Source organism: Frigidibacter sp. MR17.24 (assembly GCF_037095655.1).
Lineage (GTDB): Bacteria > Pseudomonadota > Alphaproteobacteria > Rhodobacterales > Rhodobacteraceae > Frigidibacter.
Window position 1 is genome coordinate 640,367 of the sequence record NZ_JBAWKE010000002.1, and the last position, 16,211, is coordinate 656,577.

General features: G+C 70.7%; 16 protein-coding genes. 4 read left to right on the forward strand and 12 right to left on the reverse strand.

From position 1 onward, the window contains the following. Positions 1 to 9: 9 nt before the first annotated feature. Positions 10 to 1,299, forward strand: coding sequence for a glycerate kinase type-2 family protein (locus V8J39_RS10370; protein WP_336460806.1), 1,290 nt, complete (start codon positions 10 to 12; stop codon positions 1,297 to 1,299). On the opposite strand, the gene V8J39_RS10375 is transcribed toward V8J39_RS10370, so the two are convergent. Genes V8J39_RS10375 through cyoA form a run of 5 tightly spaced genes read right to left on the reverse strand, consistent with a single transcriptional unit; the run spans position 1,296 to position 6,279 of the window. Beyond that, positions 1,296 to 2,066, reverse strand: a complete 771-nt coding sequence (locus tag V8J39_RS10375) for an SURF1 family protein (protein ID WP_336460807.1) — start codon at positions 2,064 to 2,066, stop codon at positions 1,296 to 1,298. The two genes, V8J39_RS10370 and V8J39_RS10375, sit on opposite strands and share 4 nt — an antisense overlap. Next, the gene (cyoD, locus tag V8J39_RS10380; protein ID WP_336460808.1) at positions 2,053 to 2,463 is read right to left on the reverse strand and encodes a cytochrome o ubiquinol oxidase subunit IV; all 411 of its coding nucleotides are present in this window, start codon (positions 2,461 to 2,463) and stop codon (positions 2,053 to 2,055) included. The genes V8J39_RS10375 and cyoD overlap by 14 nt, the downstream gene beginning before the upstream one ends. Further along, positions 2,463 to 3,071 carry a cytochrome o ubiquinol oxidase subunit III gene (cyoC, locus tag V8J39_RS10385; protein ID WP_442902574.1) on the reverse strand — a complete coding sequence of 203 codons (609 nt, stop codon included), beginning with the start codon at positions 3,069 to 3,071 and terminating at the stop codon, positions 2,463 to 2,465. The genes cyoD and cyoC overlap by 1 nt, the downstream gene beginning before the upstream one ends. 15 nt (positions 3,072 to 3,086) lie before the next feature. Beyond that, complete coding sequence (cyoB, locus tag V8J39_RS10390; protein ID WP_336460810.1) at positions 3,087 to 5,093, reverse strand: cytochrome o ubiquinol oxidase subunit I; 2,007 nt, start codon at positions 5,091 to 5,093, stop codon at positions 3,087 to 3,089. Between the two features lie 13 nt (positions 5,094 to 5,106). After that, positions 5,107 to 6,279: a ubiquinol oxidase subunit II gene (gene cyoA, locus V8J39_RS10395; protein WP_336460811.1), complete on the reverse strand. Its 1,173-nt coding sequence runs from the start codon at positions 6,277 to 6,279 to the stop codon at positions 5,107 to 5,109. Between the two features lie 324 nt (positions 6,280 to 6,603). Between cyoA and V8J39_RS10400 the strand changes: the two genes are divergently transcribed. Then, on the forward strand, positions 6,604 to 7,923 hold the full coding sequence (locus V8J39_RS10400; RefSeq protein WP_336460812.1) for an MFS transporter: 1,320 nt from the start codon (positions 6,604 to 6,606) through the stop codon (positions 7,921 to 7,923). Between the two features lie 84 nt (positions 7,924 to 8,007). Here V8J39_RS10400 and V8J39_RS10405 read toward each other — a convergent pair whose 3' ends face one another. The 7 genes from V8J39_RS10405 to V8J39_RS10435 form a co-directional block, all read right to left on the reverse strand. Continuing rightward, a complete protein-coding gene (locus V8J39_RS10405; RefSeq protein ID WP_336460813.1) occupies positions 8,008 to 8,952 on the reverse strand; it encodes a biotin-dependent carboxyltransferase family protein in 945 nt (314 codons plus the stop codon). Then, the gene (locus tag V8J39_RS10410; protein WP_336460814.1) at positions 8,949 to 9,647 is read right to left on the reverse strand and encodes a 5-oxoprolinase subunit B family protein; all 699 of its coding nucleotides are present in this window, start codon (positions 9,645 to 9,647) and stop codon (positions 8,949 to 8,951) included. The genes V8J39_RS10405 and V8J39_RS10410 overlap by 4 nt, the downstream gene beginning before the upstream one ends. Further along, positions 9,644 to 10,411: a LamB/YcsF family protein gene (locus tag V8J39_RS10415; protein WP_336460815.1), complete on the reverse strand. Its 768-nt coding sequence runs from the start codon at positions 10,409 to 10,411 to the stop codon at positions 9,644 to 9,646. Before V8J39_RS10415 ends, V8J39_RS10410 begins: the two co-directional genes overlap by 4 nt. Before the next feature lie 67 nt (positions 10,412 to 10,478). Next, positions 10,479 to 10,964, reverse strand: coding sequence for a hypothetical protein (locus V8J39_RS10420; RefSeq protein WP_336460816.1), 486 nt, complete (start codon positions 10,962 to 10,964; stop codon positions 10,479 to 10,481). A 130-nt stretch (positions 10,965 to 11,094) separates the two neighbouring features. Further along, positions 11,095 to 11,706, reverse strand: coding sequence for an MliC family protein (locus V8J39_RS10425; RefSeq protein ID WP_336460817.1), 612 nt, complete (start codon positions 11,704 to 11,706; stop codon positions 11,095 to 11,097). A 16-nt stretch (positions 11,707 to 11,722) separates the two neighbouring features. Beyond that, on the reverse strand, positions 11,723 to 13,387 hold the full coding sequence (locus tag V8J39_RS10430) for a thiamine pyrophosphate-binding protein (RefSeq protein ID WP_336460818.1): 1,665 nt from the start codon (positions 13,385 to 13,387) through the stop codon (positions 11,723 to 11,725). Between the two features lie 53 nt (positions 13,388 to 13,440). After that, the gene (locus tag V8J39_RS10435) at positions 13,441 to 14,514 is read right to left on the reverse strand and encodes an NAD(P)/FAD-dependent oxidoreductase (protein WP_336460819.1); all 1,074 of its coding nucleotides are present in this window, start codon (positions 14,512 to 14,514) and stop codon (positions 13,441 to 13,443) included. 68 nt (positions 14,515 to 14,582) lie between these two features. On the opposite strand from V8J39_RS10435, the gene mnmD reads away from it, so the two are divergent. Then, a complete protein-coding gene (gene mnmD, locus V8J39_RS10440; protein ID WP_336460820.1) occupies positions 14,583 to 15,290 on the forward strand; it encodes a tRNA (5-methylaminomethyl-2-thiouridine)(34)-methyltransferase MnmD in 708 nt (235 codons plus the stop codon). Next, entirely contained in the window at positions 15,287 to 16,171 is an 885-nt protein-coding gene (locus tag V8J39_RS10445) for a DMT family transporter (RefSeq protein ID WP_336460821.1), read from the forward strand. The genes mnmD and V8J39_RS10445 overlap by 4 nt, the downstream gene beginning before the upstream one ends. The last annotated feature ends 40 nt before the right edge of the window (positions 16,172 to 16,211 follow it).

The window sequence follows — 16,211 nt, forward strand, 5'->3', positions numbered from 1 at the left end:
GAGGGGCCCATGGACCGTGACGCTATCCGCCACCTGTTGCGCAGTATGTTCAGTGCCGCCGTCGCCAGCGCCCAGCCGCTTGGCGCCCTTTGGCCGCATCTGCCCAAGCCGCAGGATCTTGAGACCGGGGGACGCCTGGTCGTGCTGGGGGCCGGCAAGGCCGCCGCGGCCATGGCCGTGGCCGTCGAACGCTCCTGGCCCGCGGACGAGCCGCTGACGGGCCTTGTCATCACCCGCTACGGCCATGTCACCCGCACGCCGCCCAAGCGCATCGAGGTGATCGAGGCCGCGCACCCGGTGCCCGACGAGACCGGCCGCGCCGCGACCGAGCGGATGCTGGAGATCGCGCAGGGGCTGGGGCCGAAGGACCTGGCGCTGGTGCTGATCTCTGGCGGGGGGTCGGCGCTGCTGACCGCGCCGCCCGAGGACGTGTCGCTGGCCGAGAAGCAGGCTCTCAACCGCGCGCTGCTGCTGTCGGGGGCGACGATCCACGAGATGAACATCGTGCGGCGTCACCTCAGCCGGGTGAAGGGCGGGCGGCTTGCGGCGGCCTGCCACCCGGCGCGGGTGCTGACGCTGATGATCTCGGACGTGCCCGGCGATGACCCGTCGGTCATCGCCTCGGGTCCGACCGTCGCCGACGGCACGACCGTCGACGATGCGCTGGAGGTGCTGCGCCGCTACAGCATCGCGCCCTCGCCCGCGGTGGCGCGGGCGCTGGCCCGCCCCGAGGCCGAGTCGGTCAAGCCCGGCGATCCGCGGCTTGCCCGGGCCGAGGCGCGGATCGTCGCCTCGCCGACGAAGGCGCTGAAGGCCGCGGCCGAGGCCGCGCAGACCCGCGGCATGACCTGCCACGTGCTTGGCGACTCGCTCGAGGGCGAGGCGCGCGAGATGGGGCGGGTGCTGGGCGGGATCGCGCTGTCGGTCGCGCGGACCGAGCTGCCGTTCGCGCGCCCCTGCGTGCTGGTGTCGGGCGGCGAATCGACGGTGACGGTGCGCGGCGGCGGTGTCGGCGGGCGCAATGTCGAGTTCCTGCTGTCGCTGGCGCTGACGCTGGAGGGGGCCGAGGGCATCCACGCGCTGGCCGCCGATACCGATGGCGTCGACGGCGCGCGCGAGGTGGCCGGCGCCTTCATCGGGCCGGACACCATCGCCCGGGCCCGCGCGCTTGGCCGCGATCCGCGCGACGACCTGGCCGACAACGACGCCCACACCCTGTTCGCCGCCCTTGGCGACCAGATCGTGACCGGGCCGACGCTGACCAACGTCAACGACTTCCGCGCGATCCTGGTGCTTTAGCGCGCGGCGCGGCGCAGGCGGGCCTCGTGGCGCCAGACGATCCCGGCGCACAGCAGCGTTCCCAGCGCCATGCCGAACCAGGTCAGGGCGTATTGCAGGTGGTGGTTGCGGAAGCTGACCACGGTCAGCCCGCCCACCGGCAGCGCCGCGGCATCGGGACCGGCGGCCGCGTCGATGAAGTAGGGCGCGACCTGCCCCAGCCCGCGCGCCTGGGCGATCGCCGCGACATCGCGCGAGAACCAGCGGTCCGCCTGCGGGTCGTTGGCGCGCAGGAAGGCGCCCCCGGGCTCGGGCAGGCGCAGCAGCCCGGTGATCGTGCGGGTGCCCTCGGGATAGTCGCGATAGCCCGGCTCGCGCCGGTCGGCCGGGACGAAGCCGCGGTTGACGAGGACGGTCCAGCCCTCTTCGGTGGCCATCGGCGTCATCACCCAGAAGCCGGCGCCGCGGTCCGTCACCGCCTGCACCAGCGTGTCCGTGGTGTTCATCAGCGTGCCGGTGACGGTCACCTTCAGGTATTCGTCGCGCGCGGGCGTGATCCCGGGCCAGTCGGCGGGGCCCGGGGCCGGCACCGGATCGGCCGCCAGCCGCGCCTCGGTCCGCGCGATCAGGTCGGTCTTCCACGCCAGCCGCTGCACCTGCCAGATCCCCAGGGCGCAGAAGCCCGCGACCAGCACGGCGGCGACAAGCGCCAGCAGCGCAAGCGCAACGGGCCCGCGCGGCTTGCGCGCGGGCCCGTCGTCGGCGTTCGTGGCCTCAGTTCCCGCCAAGGCCGGTCAGCTCGTGGTTCATGCCCGGCATCATGTTCGTGTTCAGGTGATACATGACCCAGAGCGAGCCCGAGAGGGTGATGACCACGACGATGATCGTGAAGATCGTCGCCAGCATGGTCCAGCCCTCGTCCGAGCGGGTGTTCATGTGCAGGAAGTAGACCATGTGCACGACGATCTGCACGATGGCGAAGGCCATGATCGTCAGCGCCGTCCAGACCGGGCTGGTGAAGCCGCCGGCCATGACGATGATGAACGGGATCGCGGTCAGCACCACCGACAGCACGAAGCCGGTGACATAGGACTTGTGCGTGCCGTGGTCGTGGCCGTCGTCGTGGTGATGGCCGTGCTCTTGCGCAAGCTTCTCGTGGTGCGTCTCGGGAGTGGCGGCGGACATCAGATCATCCCCATCAGATAGACGAAGGTGAAGACGCCGATCCAGACGACGTCGAGGAAGTGCCAGAACATCGACAGGCAGCCCAGCCGGCGCATGTTCGCCGGGATCAGGCCCTTCTGCGACACCTGCACCATCAGCGTCACCAGCCAGATCGAACCGAAGGTGACGTGCAGCCCGTGCGTGCCGACCAGCGCGAAGAAGGCCGACAGGAAGGCCGAGCGCTGCGGCCCCGCCCCCTCGTGGATCAGGTGGTTGAACTCGTAGAGTTCGACGCAGAGGAACCCGAGCCCGAACAGCAGCGTGACGAACAGCCAGCGCAGCGCGCCCGACTTGTTGCCCTCGTGCGCCGCCAGCATGCCGAAGCCGAAGGTGATCGACGAGATCAGCAGGAAGGCGGTGTTGAGCGCCACCAGCTCGAGGTCGAAGAGTTCCTTCGGCCCCGGCCCGCCGGCGTAGTTGTGGCCCAGCACCCCGAACACGGCGAAGAGCACCGCGAACATCAGGCAGTCGGACATCAGGTAGATCCAGAAGCCCAGGCTGGTGCTCGCGCCCTCCGCATGGTGGTGCGGCTCGAGCTCCCAGAACCCGGTCTGGTCGTTGCTATGCATGGATGCACTCATCGATCAGGCTCCCAGGGCGAGCTGGCGGGTGCGCTCGTCCTCGACCGTTTCCACCTCGTTCGCGGGGATGTGGTAGTCACGGTTGTAGTTGAAGGTGTGGATGATGGCGCCGATCACGATCGCGGCGAAGCTCGCGATCGCCAGCCACCAGATGTACCAGATCATCGCGACGCCGAAGATCGTGGCGAAGCCGGCCAGAACGACCCCCGCGCCGGTCGATTTCGGCATGTGGATCGGCAGGAAGCCGTAGAGCGGGCGCTGCGCCTTCTTCGACTTCATGTCCCACCAGGCGTCCAGGTCGCGGATGACGGGGGTGAAGGCGAAGTTGTAGGCCGGCGGCGGCGACGAGGTCGCCCATTCCAGCGTGCGGCCCCCCCACGGGTCGCCGGTGACGTCGACCAGTTCCTTGCGCTTCCAGATCGACCAGGCGATCTGCGCGATGAAGGCGGCGATGCCGACGGCGATCACGGCGGCGCCCAGCGCGGCGATGGCGAACCAGATCCGCAGGTCGGGGTCGTCGAAGACGCGCATCCGGCGGGTCACGCCCATCAGGCCCAGCACGTAGAGCGGCGTGAAGGCCAGCCAGTAGCCGATCACCCAGCACCAGAACGAGATCTTGCCGAAGAACGGGTCAAGCCGGAAGCCGAAGGCCTTGGGCCACCAGAAGTTGATGCCCGCGAAGACCGCGAAGACCACGCCGCCGATGATCACGTTGTGGAAGTGCGCGATCAGGAACAGCGAGTTGTGCAGCACGAAGTCGGCCGGCGGCACGGCGAGAAGCACGCCGGTCATGCCGCCCACGGTGAAGGTGACCATGAAGGCCACGGTCCACATCATCGGCAGTTCGAACCGGACGCGGCCCTTGTACATGGTGAAGAGCCAGTTGAAGATCTTCGCCCCGGTCGGGATCGAGATGATCATCGTGGTGATCCCGAAGAACGAGTTCACCGAGGCGCCCGAGCCCATCGTGAAGAAGTGGTGCAGCCAGACGACGTAGGACAGGATGGTGATGCAGATGGTCGCGTAGACCATCGAGGTATAGCCGAACAGCCGCTTGCCCGCGAAGGTCGAGGTGACTTCCGAGAAGATGCCGAAGCAGGGCAGGATCAGGATGTAGACTTCCGGGTGGCCCCAGATCCAGATCAGGTTCACGTACATCATCGAGTTGCCGCCGAGATCGTTCGTGAAGAAGTTCGTCCCCACGTAGCGGTCAAGGGTCAGCAGGATCAGCGTCATCGTCAGCACCGGGAACGACGCGACGATCAGCACGTTGGTGCAGAGCGCGGTCCAGGTGAAGACGGGCATCTTCATCATGGTCATGCCCGGGGCGCGCATCTTCACGATGGTGACGAGAAGGTTGATCCCCGACAGCGTCGTGCCGACGCCCGCGACCTGCAGCGCCCAGATGTAGTAGTCGACCCCGACCCCCGGGCTCGCGTCGATGCCCGACAGCGGCGGGAAGGCCAGCCAGCCGGTCTGCGCGAATTCACCCACGAACAGCGACATCATGATGATGATCGCGCCGCCGGCCGTCATCCAGAACGAGAAGTTGTTCAGGAAGGGGAAGGACACGTCGCGCGCGCCGATCTGCAGCGGGACCACGTAGTTCATGAACCCGGTGACGAAGGGCATCGCCGCGAAGAAGATCATGATCACGCCGTGGGCGGTGAAGACCTGGTCGTAGTGGTGGGCGTTCAGATAGCCCTCGGACCCGTTGAAGGCCCAGACCTGCTGAAGCCGCATCATCAGCGCGTCGGCGAAGCCGCGCAGCAGCATGATGATGCCCAGGATCATGTACATGATCCCGATCTTCTTGTGGTCGACGCTGGTGAACCACTCTTTCCAGAGATAGCCCCAGAGCTTGAAGTAGGTCAGCGCGATGAGAAGCGCGATGCCTCCCAGCGCCACGACCGCGAAGGTCGCCCAGACGATCGGTTCCTGCGGGATCGCGTCAAAGCCGAGCTTGCCGAACAGGAAGGTTGTGTGTGGTGCAGTTGCTGCGGGTGTCATCGGGGAGGTCCGTTCAGAGGTTCCGGTCGGCGGTCTCGGTGTCGAGCGCGGTCAGGCCGCTCGCCGCCGGGGCGCCGGGACGGGTCAGCGCGTGGCCGCGCATCGGCGAAGGATCGAAGGGGGCGGTCACGGCGGTGTCCGACGATGCGAACATGCGCGCGCTGTCCTCGGGGGTGCAGAAGCTCGTGACCATGAAGCTCGCGGTGCCGAACACCGGGCGGATCGTGCCGGTCACGTTGCGGGCGCGCGGCAGCTGGGCCACGTTGATCGCGCCGGCAAGGCCGGTGCCGCCCTGCGCGTCCAGCGCCATCATCTCGCTCATGCACATGCGGCCCTCTTCGACGCACATCTGCACCACGCGCGGGAACAGCTCAGGATCGACCTCGGCCCAGTACTGGACGGGGGCGTTCTCGGTCGGCTGCGACAGCTCGATATAGCTCGGCCGGTCGAGGGTGGCGCCGCTCTCGCGCGCCTTGGCGATCCAGGCGTTGAAGCCGTCGGTATCGGTCGCGTGCGCCTTGAAGCGCATGTGCGAGAAGCCGGCGCCGGAATAGTGCGACGAGAAGCCGTCATAGGTGCCGGGCTTGTTGATCACGCCGTGCAGCGTCGTCTCCATGCCGGGCATCGCGTAGATCATCCCCGCCATGGTCGGGATGTAGAAGGCGTTCATCACCGTCGAGGACGTCAGCTTGAATTCCACCGCCCGGTCCACCGGCACCGCCATGTCGTTGACCGACGCGACCCCGTATTCCGGGTAGATGAAGAGCCATTTCCAGTCGAGCGCGACGACCTCGACCACCAGCGGCTCCTCGCCCGGCGCGGCCTGTTCGGTGGCCGAGATCCGGTTGAGCGGGCGGTAGGGGTCAAGCAGGTGCGTGCCGACCCAGGTCAGCGCGCCGAGACAGATGATGATCAAGAGCGGCGCCGCCCAGATCACCAGCTCGAGCTTGGTCGAGTGGTCCCAGTCGGGTTGATAGTCGGCGTCCTTGTTCGATTCGCGATATTTCCACGCGAAATACAAAGTCAGGAAGATCACCGGGATGATGATGAGGAGCATCAGCACGGTGGAAATCACCAGCAGATCACGCTGCTGTGCGGCGACATCGCCCGAGGGTGCCAAGACCACCGGCTTGCAGGCGGCGATCAGAAGAATCGGCAGCAGGGCGGCGAATCTCTTGAGTTTCAAGGCTGTATCCTGTCGGTCAGGCCAATGGCACCCCTGCGGCGCCATGGGAGAGGCTATGAGTCCGCGCCCCTGCTAGTACGTACGGCGGAAAAGTGACATAGGACAATTTGACCACTGCCGCTTTGCAGCAAACGGGTGCACAAGGCCCCCGGCGCATTGCGACTCAGACACGGACAGGCAAATAAGCCGTCACCGCGCGGTCGCGCGACTTGGAATTAGGCCCGTGCAAAGGCATGGACCGTTAAACACTCCGCACGCGAGTGCGTATGAAACCAGCGCGCCCTCCCCGGCGCGATGAACGTCAGAACAGGAGCCGTTTCCGGCATGTCCAGCCAACCCGCATCGGTGACCGCCGAACAGGACGCCCGCCAGATCCACGCGCATGATCACGTCAGCCCCGGCGACATCGCGATCGGCGTCATCATCGGCCGCACGTCGGAATTCTTCGACTTCTTCGTCTATGCGATCGCGTCGGTCATCGTCTTCCCGCAGACGATCTTCTCCTTCGCCGATCCGCTGACGGCGACGCTGTGGTCCTTCGGGATCTTCGCGCTCGCCTTCATCGCCCGCCCGTTCGGCACGATGATCTTCACCGCCATCGACCGCACCTATGGCAAGGGCGCGAAGCTGACGCTCGCGCTGCTGCTGCTGGGCACGTCGACGGTGCTGATGGGCCTGCTGCCGCAATACGAGACGGTCGGCGCCTGGGCGGTGGTGATGCTTGCCGCGCTGCGCATCGGCCAGGGCCTCGCGCTTGGCGGCGCGTGGGACGGCCTCGCCTCGCTGCTGGCGCTGAACGCGCCGCGCAACAAGACCGGCGTCTACGCGATGGTGCCGCAGCTCGGCGCGCCGCTCGGGCTGCTGGTGGCGGCGCTGCTGTTCGTCTTCCTGGTCTCGTCGCTCTCGGCGCAGGACTTCCTCGACTGGGGCTGGCGCTATCCGTTCTTCGTGGCCTTCGCGATCAACGTCGTGGCGCTGTTCGCGCGCCTGCGCATCGTGGTGACCAGCGAATACGAACGCCTGTTCCTCAGCCGCGAACTGCAGCCGACCTCGTTCCGCGAGACCATCGCCAAGGAAGGCAGCACGATCATCGCCGGCGCCTTCGTGCCGCTCGCGAGCTTCGCGCTGTTCCACATGGTGACGGTGTTCCCGCTCAGCTGGGTCTATCTCTACACCGACGAGGCGCCGGCGAACTTCCTGCTGATCGAGGCCATCGGCGCCTGCTTCGGCCTGGTCGCCGTCTACCTGTCGGGCAAGATCTCGGACGCGATCGGCCGCCGCACGCTGCTGATGCTGGGCGCGATCGCCATCGGCATCTTCGCGCTGGTCGCGCCGCTGCTGCTGTCGGGCGACACCCTGGGCGAACTGACCTACATGATCGTCGGCTTCATCCTGCTGGGCCTGTCCTTCGGCCAGTGCTCGGGCGCCGCCGCCTCGGTCTTCGCGCCGGGCTACCGCTATGTCGGCTCGGCCATCGTGTCGGACCTCGCCTGGCTGTTCGGTGCGGGCTTCGCGCCGCTCGCCGCGCTGGTGCTGTCGTCCTACTTCGGCCTGGTCTGGGGCGGGATCTACCTGCTGTCGGGCGCGATCTGCACCGTGCTCGCACTGCGCTTCGTCAAGGTGCTCGAGTTCCGCGCGAACTGACACGCGGTCCCGCGACGAGATGAGAACGGCCCCCCGGATCGCCTCCGGGGGGCCGTTTCGCATCCGGGGGGCGGCGGCCGCCGGTCAGCGGCGGGCCAGCGCCCCCAGCCAGCGCGCCCGGGTCGCGGCACGGGTCCGCGCCGCGGCCGCGGCCTCCTCGGGCGACACGGCGCGGAACACCAGCCGGTCGCGGGCGCGCATCTGCGCCAGCCGGTCGATGTCGGGCCCGATCACGGTGGCGATCTTCGGATAGCCGCCGGTGGTCTGGTGATCGGCCAGAAGCACCGTCGCCACCCCCTCGCCGTTGACCTGGATCGCACCGCGGCAGATCGGTTCGGAGGGCATGTCCAGCGCCGCGACCGGGCGCAGCGGCGGCCCGTCGAGCCGCACCCCCATCCGGTCGTAGGCGGGGCTGAGCGTGAACGGCGCCTCGGTCAGCAGGCCCATGGTGGCGGCGTCGAAGAACCGTTCCTGCGGGCCGGTCACCACCCGCATCTCGGCGCGTGGCCGCGCGCCGGCGGGGCGCGGGATCGGGCCGTGGCGTGGCGCCATCGTGGCGGCCTCCTCGACGACGATCTCCTGCCCCGCCAGCAGCCGGCCACCGCCCAGCCCCGTCGGGCCATGGGTCGAGCTTGATCCCAGCCACTGCGGCACCGCGATCTCGCCCGCCAGCGCAAGGATCGCCCAGGATCCCCAGAAGCCCGGCAGGATCTCAAGCCGCTGGCCCGCGCCGAGACCCGCGACCAGCCAGTCGCCCAGCATCTCGCCCGCGAGCCGGGCCCGGAAGCCGCCGCCGGTCAGGGCAAAGCCGACCTCGCCCTCGAGGCAGTCGATGACCAGCCCGCCCAGCGAGATCTCGATCGCCGTCGCGCCGGGGCGCACGCCAAGCGCGGCCTGCGCCGCGTCGAAGGCGTCGCGGTCCATCGCCCCCGAGCGGGTGACGCCGAAGCGTTTCATCCCCGGCCGGCCGGCATCCTGGAAGGTGACATGCGGCCCGGCGCGGAACACGCGAAGAACGGCGCGGCTCATGCCTCCCTCCCCTCTCGGGCCAGGCCCGCATCGTAACGGGCGCGGTCGACCCGGCGGAAGGCGACGCGGTCGCCGACGTCGAACAGGAACGGACGCTCGGCCCCGGGATCGAGGATCCGGGTCGCCGACCGGCCGATCATCCACCAGCCGGTGGGCATGGTCAGCGTCGACACGAGGCATTGCGGCCCCGCGATCATCACCGCACCCGCGCGGATGTCGCGCACCGGCTGCGCCTTGCGCGGCAGTTGCAGCGCGGCCGGCAGCCCGGCGAGATAGGCGTAGCCCGGCGCGAAGCCGTACATGTGCACCCGGTAGTCGCCCGCCAGATGCGCCGCGATCACCGCGTCGCGCGACAGCCCGGTCGCCGAGCAGACCGCAGCCATGTCGGGGGCGAGATCGTCGTCATAGCAGACCTCGACCTCGCGCAGCCGCCCCTCGGTCGCGGCGGCATCGAGCCCGTCCAGCAGCCCGGCCAGCGCCGCGGTGGCGGTGGCGTGGTCGGTCACGGCGGGGTCGAACTCGACCAGCAGGTTGACATAGGCGGGCGTCGCCTCGGCGAAGCCGGCGAAGGGCCGCGCCGCCAGCGCCCGGTCGAAGGCGATGACGCGCGCGTTCACCGCCGCGTCGATGCGCTCGCCGAACTCGACCAGCACCGCGCGGTCGGCGACGGGCTTGAAGCGGGGATAGCCGCTCATGCCGGCAGAAAGGGGCGCAGGATCACCCCGGCCTCGGTCAGGGCGCGACGGACCTCGACCGCGCGGGCGACGGCACCGGCGCTGTCGCCGTGCACGCAGATCGACTGCGCCTCGAGCCGGATCGGATCGGCGCCGTCGACCACGGGCATCCGCCCGGTGTCGAGAAAGCGCAGCAGCCGCTCGGCCCCGGCCACCGGGTCGTGCACCATCGCGTCCGGCCGCGACCGCGGCACCAGCTGGCCGTTGGGCAGGTAGGCGCGGTCGGCAAAGATCTCGGAGAACACCTGCAGCCCCGCGGTCCGCGCCGCGCGTTCGAGCGCGGTGCCCGAGATCGCGAGCACCGCGAGATCGGGCGAGATCGCCCGCACCGCCGCCGCGATCGCGGCCGCGACATCGGCATCGGCGGCGGCGAGGTTGCCGAGCGCCCCGTGCGGCTTGACATAGCGCACCGGCACGCCCGCCTGCGCGGCCACGCCCTGCAGCGCGCCGATCTGCGCCGCGACCATGCGCCCGATCTCGGCCGGCGCCATCGGGATCACCCGGCGACCGAAGCCCTCGCGGTCGGCATAGCCCGGGTGCGCGCCGACGACGACGCCGCGCGCGGCGGCCTCGGCCAGGGTGGCGAACATGGTCTCGGGATCGCTGGCGTGGCCGCCGCAGGCGACGTTGGCCGAGGTGACGACGGACAGCATCGCCGCATCCTCGCCCATCACCCAGGGGCCGAAGCTTTCGCCGAGGTCCGAATTGAGGTCGATCTCCGCCATCTGCCGCTCCGTTCCCGATCGTTCGGGGCCGAATTCAACACAAGCGCGCGCCGGGGTGTAGCCCCAATCAGGCGCCGGCCAGCAGCAGCGACCAGGGATAGACAAGCCCGCTGATCGCCGCGCCGAGGCCGAAGGGCCGCGGGCAGCGCAGGACGGGAAGCATCGGCGCCCTGTCGGCAGCGGCGGACCCGGCAGTGCGGGCCAGCCGACGGGCCAGGCCGAAGGTCGCGACTTGCAGCAGCACGAAGACCGCGGCGAAGCCCGCGAGTTCGTCGGGCGGCACCGCCAGCACCAGCGCGGTCGCCAGCCCGATCTCGTCCAGCTCGGCCCGGCGCATCGCGTGCACGGCATAGGCCAGCCAGAAGGCGACCAGCGCCGCGACCAGCCGCGGCAGCAACGGCACGTCGCCGAAGCCCACGAGCCAGAAGGCCAGCGTGACCGACGTCGCGACGACGATCGCGCTTGGCGGTATCCTGTGACTCGACAGCTCGTAGCCGATCACCGCCGCCAGGATCGGCCCCATCAGCAGCAGCGGCAAAATCTCGCCGGACATAACACCCTCCCATGCGCGGCCCTGCGCGTTCTGCGCCGGTCCGACACCCTCATGAAGATGTCGAACATGGCCGAGAGCACGGAAAGAATGGGGAAATTTTTCGACGGCCCGGCCGGAAGGCGCGGCGCGGTCAGCCGGTGCCGTCGCGCCGGCAGGCGACGCCCGCCCGCGATCCGGGCGGCATGAACGTCGCCTGATCGCCCTTGATCCAGAATTCGGCCGGCCCCGCGATCGTCGGGCCCTGATAGCGCGCGCCCGAGCCGGAGGGCGCCTGCGGCAGCACGGCGGCCATGTCGCCCCAGCGCAGGACCGCGACCGGGTCGCCCACGGTGACGAAGGCCGCGCTGACCACCGGCTCCCAGCCGTCGCAGACATAGGGGAACGGCCCGGTCGAGCCGCCCTCGCCCTGCCGCGCGGCGGCCGATCCGCGGCGCAGTTCCTCGATGCGCAGCGCGTATTCGTCGCGGGTGCAGGCCGCGACGCCCGCGTCGGACTTCCAGCAGTCGTCGCGACCCTTGATCCAGCCGCGCTGCATCGCCCGGAGCGTGGGATCGCCGCCCCCCGCCAAAGCCCGCGCGTAGAGCCGCGCCAGTTCCCGGTCCATCGCCGCCAGCGCGGGATCGGCGCAGACGGCGGTCTCGGCCGCGCTGCCGGCGCGGGCGCAGTCGAAGCTGGGGCCGGCCTGCTGCGCCGCGGCCGGGGCGGCCAGGGCCAGCAGCGCACCGAGAACAAGGAGGCGCATCGCCATCGTCCCGCCCTCAGCCGCCCGCGGCGGCGCGGATTTCGGACAGCGTCGCGCCGGCGGTCAGTGCCTCGGGGTCCAGCCGCAGCTCGATCACCGAGACCACGCCCGATCCCAGCGCCCGGTCGAAGGCATCGGCGAAGTCCTCCTGCCGGGTCACGACCTCGCCATGGCCGCCATAGGCGCGGGCGAGCGCGGCGAAGTCGGGGTTGGCGAGCGCCGTGCCTGACACGCGACCGGTGTAATGGCGTTCCTGGTGCATGCGGATCGTGCCGTACTGACCGTTGTTGGCGACGACGACGACCGGGGTCGCGCCGTGCTGCACCGCCGTCGACATCTCGTTCAGCGTCATCTGGAAGCAGCCGTCACCGGCCATGCAGACCACGACCCGCCCCGGGTGCTGCAACGAGGCCGAGACCGCGGCCGGGAAGCCGTAGCCCATGCTGCCCGAGGTCGGCGCAAGCTGGGTGCCGTGGCGACGGAAGCGGTAATAGCGGTGCAGGAACGCGGCATAGTTGCCCGCGCCGTTGGTCAGGATCGCGTCCTCGGGCAGGTTTTCCGACAGCCAGGTCACCACCTCTTCCATCCGTACCGCGCCGGGGGTGGGCTTGGGCTGCTGCCAGGCCTCGTATTCGGCGCGCGCGGCGGCGGTCCAGTCCGTCCAGCGCCCGGCGATCTCGTCGGGGACGGGCTGCTGGGCCAGCGCGGCGATCATCTCCTCGGGCGGGCAGGCGATCCCGAGGTCGGGGCGCACGACCCGACCAAGCTCGGAGGCGTCGGGATAGACGTGGATCACGGTCTTGCCCGGCGCGGCGGGATCGACGAGCGTGTAGCCCGCGGTCTGGTTGTCGCCGATCCGCGCGCCCAGCCACAGCACGACATCGGCCGCGCGCAGCCGCGCGCCCAGCTTCGGGTTCATGCCGACCCCGAGGTCGCCCGCATAGTTCGGGTGGTCGTTGTCCATGTGCCCCTGCCGCCGGAAGCTTGCCGCGACCGGCAGGCCCCAGCTTTCGGCGAAGCGGGCAAGATCATCGGCCGCGGTCTGCGACCACAGGCTGCCGCCCACCACCACCAGCGGCCGCTCCGCGAGCGCGAGCGCGCGCGCGACCGCGTGGCGCTGCGCCGGGGCGAGCGCCTTCGGCACCGGCGCGCGGGCGGGGATCGCCGGCACCTCGGCCAGGGCCGAGAGCATGTCCTCGGGCAGGGCCAGCACCACCGGGCCGGGCCGGCCCGAGGTGGCGACGTGGAAGGCGCGGCTGACGTATTCGGGGATGCGCTCGGTGGTCTCGATCTCGGCCACCCATTTCGCCACCGTGCCGAACATCGCGCGATAGTCCACTTCCTGGAACGCCTCGCGGTCGCGGTGGGTGCGGTCGATCTGGCCGACGAACAGGATCATCGGGGTCGAATCCTGTTTGGCCACGTGCACCCCGGCCGAGGCATTGGTGGCCCCGGGGCCGCGGGTGACGAAGCAGATGCCGGGCTCGCCGGTCATCTTGCCATGCGCCTCGGCCATCATCGCGGCGCCGCCCTCCTGCCGGCAGACGACATTGGCGATGCCCGAATCATAAAGCCCGTCCAACACCGCAAGGAAGCTTTCGCCGGGCACGGAAAAGACGCGGGTGACGCCCTCGGCCTTCAGCTGGTCGACAAGGATGGCGCCGCCGTGGCGATTGGTCATGTCCGGGTCCTCCGCTTCTCCGGGGGCGAGACTGGCCCCCGACGGCCGGAGGTTCAAGGGGTTGCGCGCGGCAGCGAGTCCTCGACCCGGAAGCCGGCGGGGATCGCGTCGTGGCCCCCGAGCACGAGGTCGGCGATCACCTCGGCCACCTTCGGCGCCATGCCGAAACCGATCTTGAAGCCGCCGTTGGCGATGACGTGGCCCGGCCGGCCCGGCCAGGCCCCCAGCATCGGCGCCCGCGAGCGCGCCCGTGGCCGCAGCCCGGCCCAGCGGTCGACGACGGGCGCGTCGCGCAGCGCCGGGCAGGCGGCGCGCGCGGTCTCGACCAGCGCGTCGAGCTGCGCATCGGTCGCGCGCGGGTCGTCGAACGCGCGCTCGGTGGTCGAGCCGATGGCGACGGTGCCGTCGGCATGCGGCACGATGTGCAGGCCCGCGACGAACAGCTGCGGCAGGTCGCGGCACTCGCGCGCGGGGCGCAGCAGCGCCGACTGGCCCTTGATCCCCTGCCCCACCCCGCGGCCCAGCGCCGCCGACAGATCGGCAAGGCCCGCCGCCCCGGTCGCATGGATCACCGTGCCGCGGTCCTCGCCCTGGGTCAGCACCGCGCCGCCGCGCGCCCGGATCGCCGCGACCAGCGCCGCCACCGCCCGGCGCGGCGCGATCCGCGCGGTCAGCGTGTCGTGCACGAAAACCGCGCCCTCCCCCAGCCAGTCGGCGGGCAGGCCGAGGTCGCCGGCCGCGACGACGCGCCAGTCCGCCCGCCCCTGCCACAGCGACCGCGCGCCCGCGCCCCGCGTGCCGGCCAGCGCCGCCGCCGCATCATCGGCCAGCGGCTGCAGCCGGCCGCTGCGGGCATAGCCCGGATCGACGCCCCCCACCGCCGCGACCGCGGCCCAGAACCCCTCGGCCATCAGCAGGCTGTCCAGCTGGAAGGCCTTCTTCGGATTCCAGGCTTCGGGCACGTGCGGCGCCAGCGCGCCGACGGTCCCGCCCGAGGCCCCCGCCCCCGGCCCGGCCGGGTCGATCACCCGCACCGCCGCGCCGCGCTGCAGGCAGACGAAGGCGCAGGCCAGGCCGAAGACGCCCGCGCCGCGCACCGTGACCTCGTTGATGTGCTCACTTGCCATTCGCCGCCGCCTCGGTCATCTCTCAGCCGTTCCACGCAGGCATAGGTCGGATGACGGGCGAGGGCCAGATGGCTGAACCGGGCGAGGGCGCCCGCCTGAGCTGGCGCGAAGAGCCGGGCGCGGCGGCCGTGCCGGTCTCGTCGCGCTTCGACGACCCGTATTTCAGCCTTCGGGGCGGGCTCGACGAGACGCGCCACGTGTTCCTGGCCGGCAACGACCTTCCCGCGCGCCTGCGCGAGGGGTTCCATGTCGCAGAGCTTGGCTTCGGCACCGGGCTGAACCTGCTGGCGCTGCTGCTGCTGCGCCGCGCGGCCCGGATCGCGGCGCCGATGCGCTTCACCAGCTTCGAGGCCTTCCCGATGACCGCGCCCGAGATGGCGCGCGCCCATGCCGCCTTCCCGGAGCTGGCGGCGGTCGGCCCGGCGCTGGTCGCCGCTTGGGGCGCCGGCGCGCGCCGCTTCGCGCTCGAGGGCGTCGCGGTCGAGATCGTGGCGGGCGACGTGCGCGCCACCCTGCCCGCCTGGGACGGCTGCGCCGACGCCTGGTTCCTCGACGGCTTTTCGCCGGCGAAGAACCCCGAGATGTGGGGCGAGCCGCTGATGGCCGAGGTCGCCCGCCACACCGCGCCGGGCGGCAGCTTCGCCACCTACACCGCCGCGGGCTTCGTGCGCCGCGGTCTCGCCGCCGCGGGGTTCGAGGTCGCGCGGCGGCCCGGCCATGCCGGCAAGCGGCACATGTCGGCGGGCCGGATGCCCGCGATCGGGGACACGGAATGAGAGAGCAGAACCTGCGCCGCGGCATCCTGCTGATGGTCGCCACCACCTTCGTCTTCTCGGTCCAGGACGGGATCTCGCGCCATCTGGCGGGGACCTACAACGTCTGGATGATCACCATGGTGCGCTACTGGTTCTTCGCGGTCTTCGTGATCGCGCTGGCGGCGCGCCGGCCCGGCGGCCTTCGCGCCGCCGCCCGGTCCGAGGTGCCGCTGCTGCAGATCTTCCGCTCGGTGCTGCTCGTGGCCGAGGTCTGGGTGATGGTGTTGGCCTTCGTCGCGCTGGGCCTGGTCGAGGCCCATGCCGTCTTCGCCTGCTATCCGCTGCTGGTGGCGGCGCTGTCGGGGCCGGTGCTGGGCGAGACGGTCGGCTGGCGGCGCTGGGGCGCGATCGCGATCGGCTTCGTCGGCGTGATGGTGATCCTCGAACCCGGCATCGGCGTCTTCAACCCGGCGGCGATCATCCCGCTGTGCTCGGCGCTGATGTTCGCGCTCTACAGCCTGCTGACACGCTATGTCGGGCGGCGCGACAGTGCCGCGACCTCGTTCTTCTGGACCGGCACCTGGGGCGCGGTCGTGGCGACGCTGGGCGGGTTCTGGGCCTGGCAGCCGATGAGCCTGGGCGACTGGGGCTGGATGGGGCTTTTGTGCCTGTTCGCCTGCCTCGCCCATTACCTGCTGATCGCGGCCTACGAGGCAGCCGAGGCCTCGGCCATCCAGCCCTTCGCCTACCTGCAGCTTGTCTTCGCCTCGATGTTCGGGATGGCGATCTTCGGCGACACGCTGCGCCCGAACGTGGCGCTTGGCGCCGCGATCGTGGTCTGCGCGGGGCTGTTCACGCTCTGGCGCGAGCGGCGGCGCAAGATCGTCGGCGGCAGCGCCTGACGGCGCGGCCACGCGCGGGCGCCGCCCGGGGAGCGGGCGG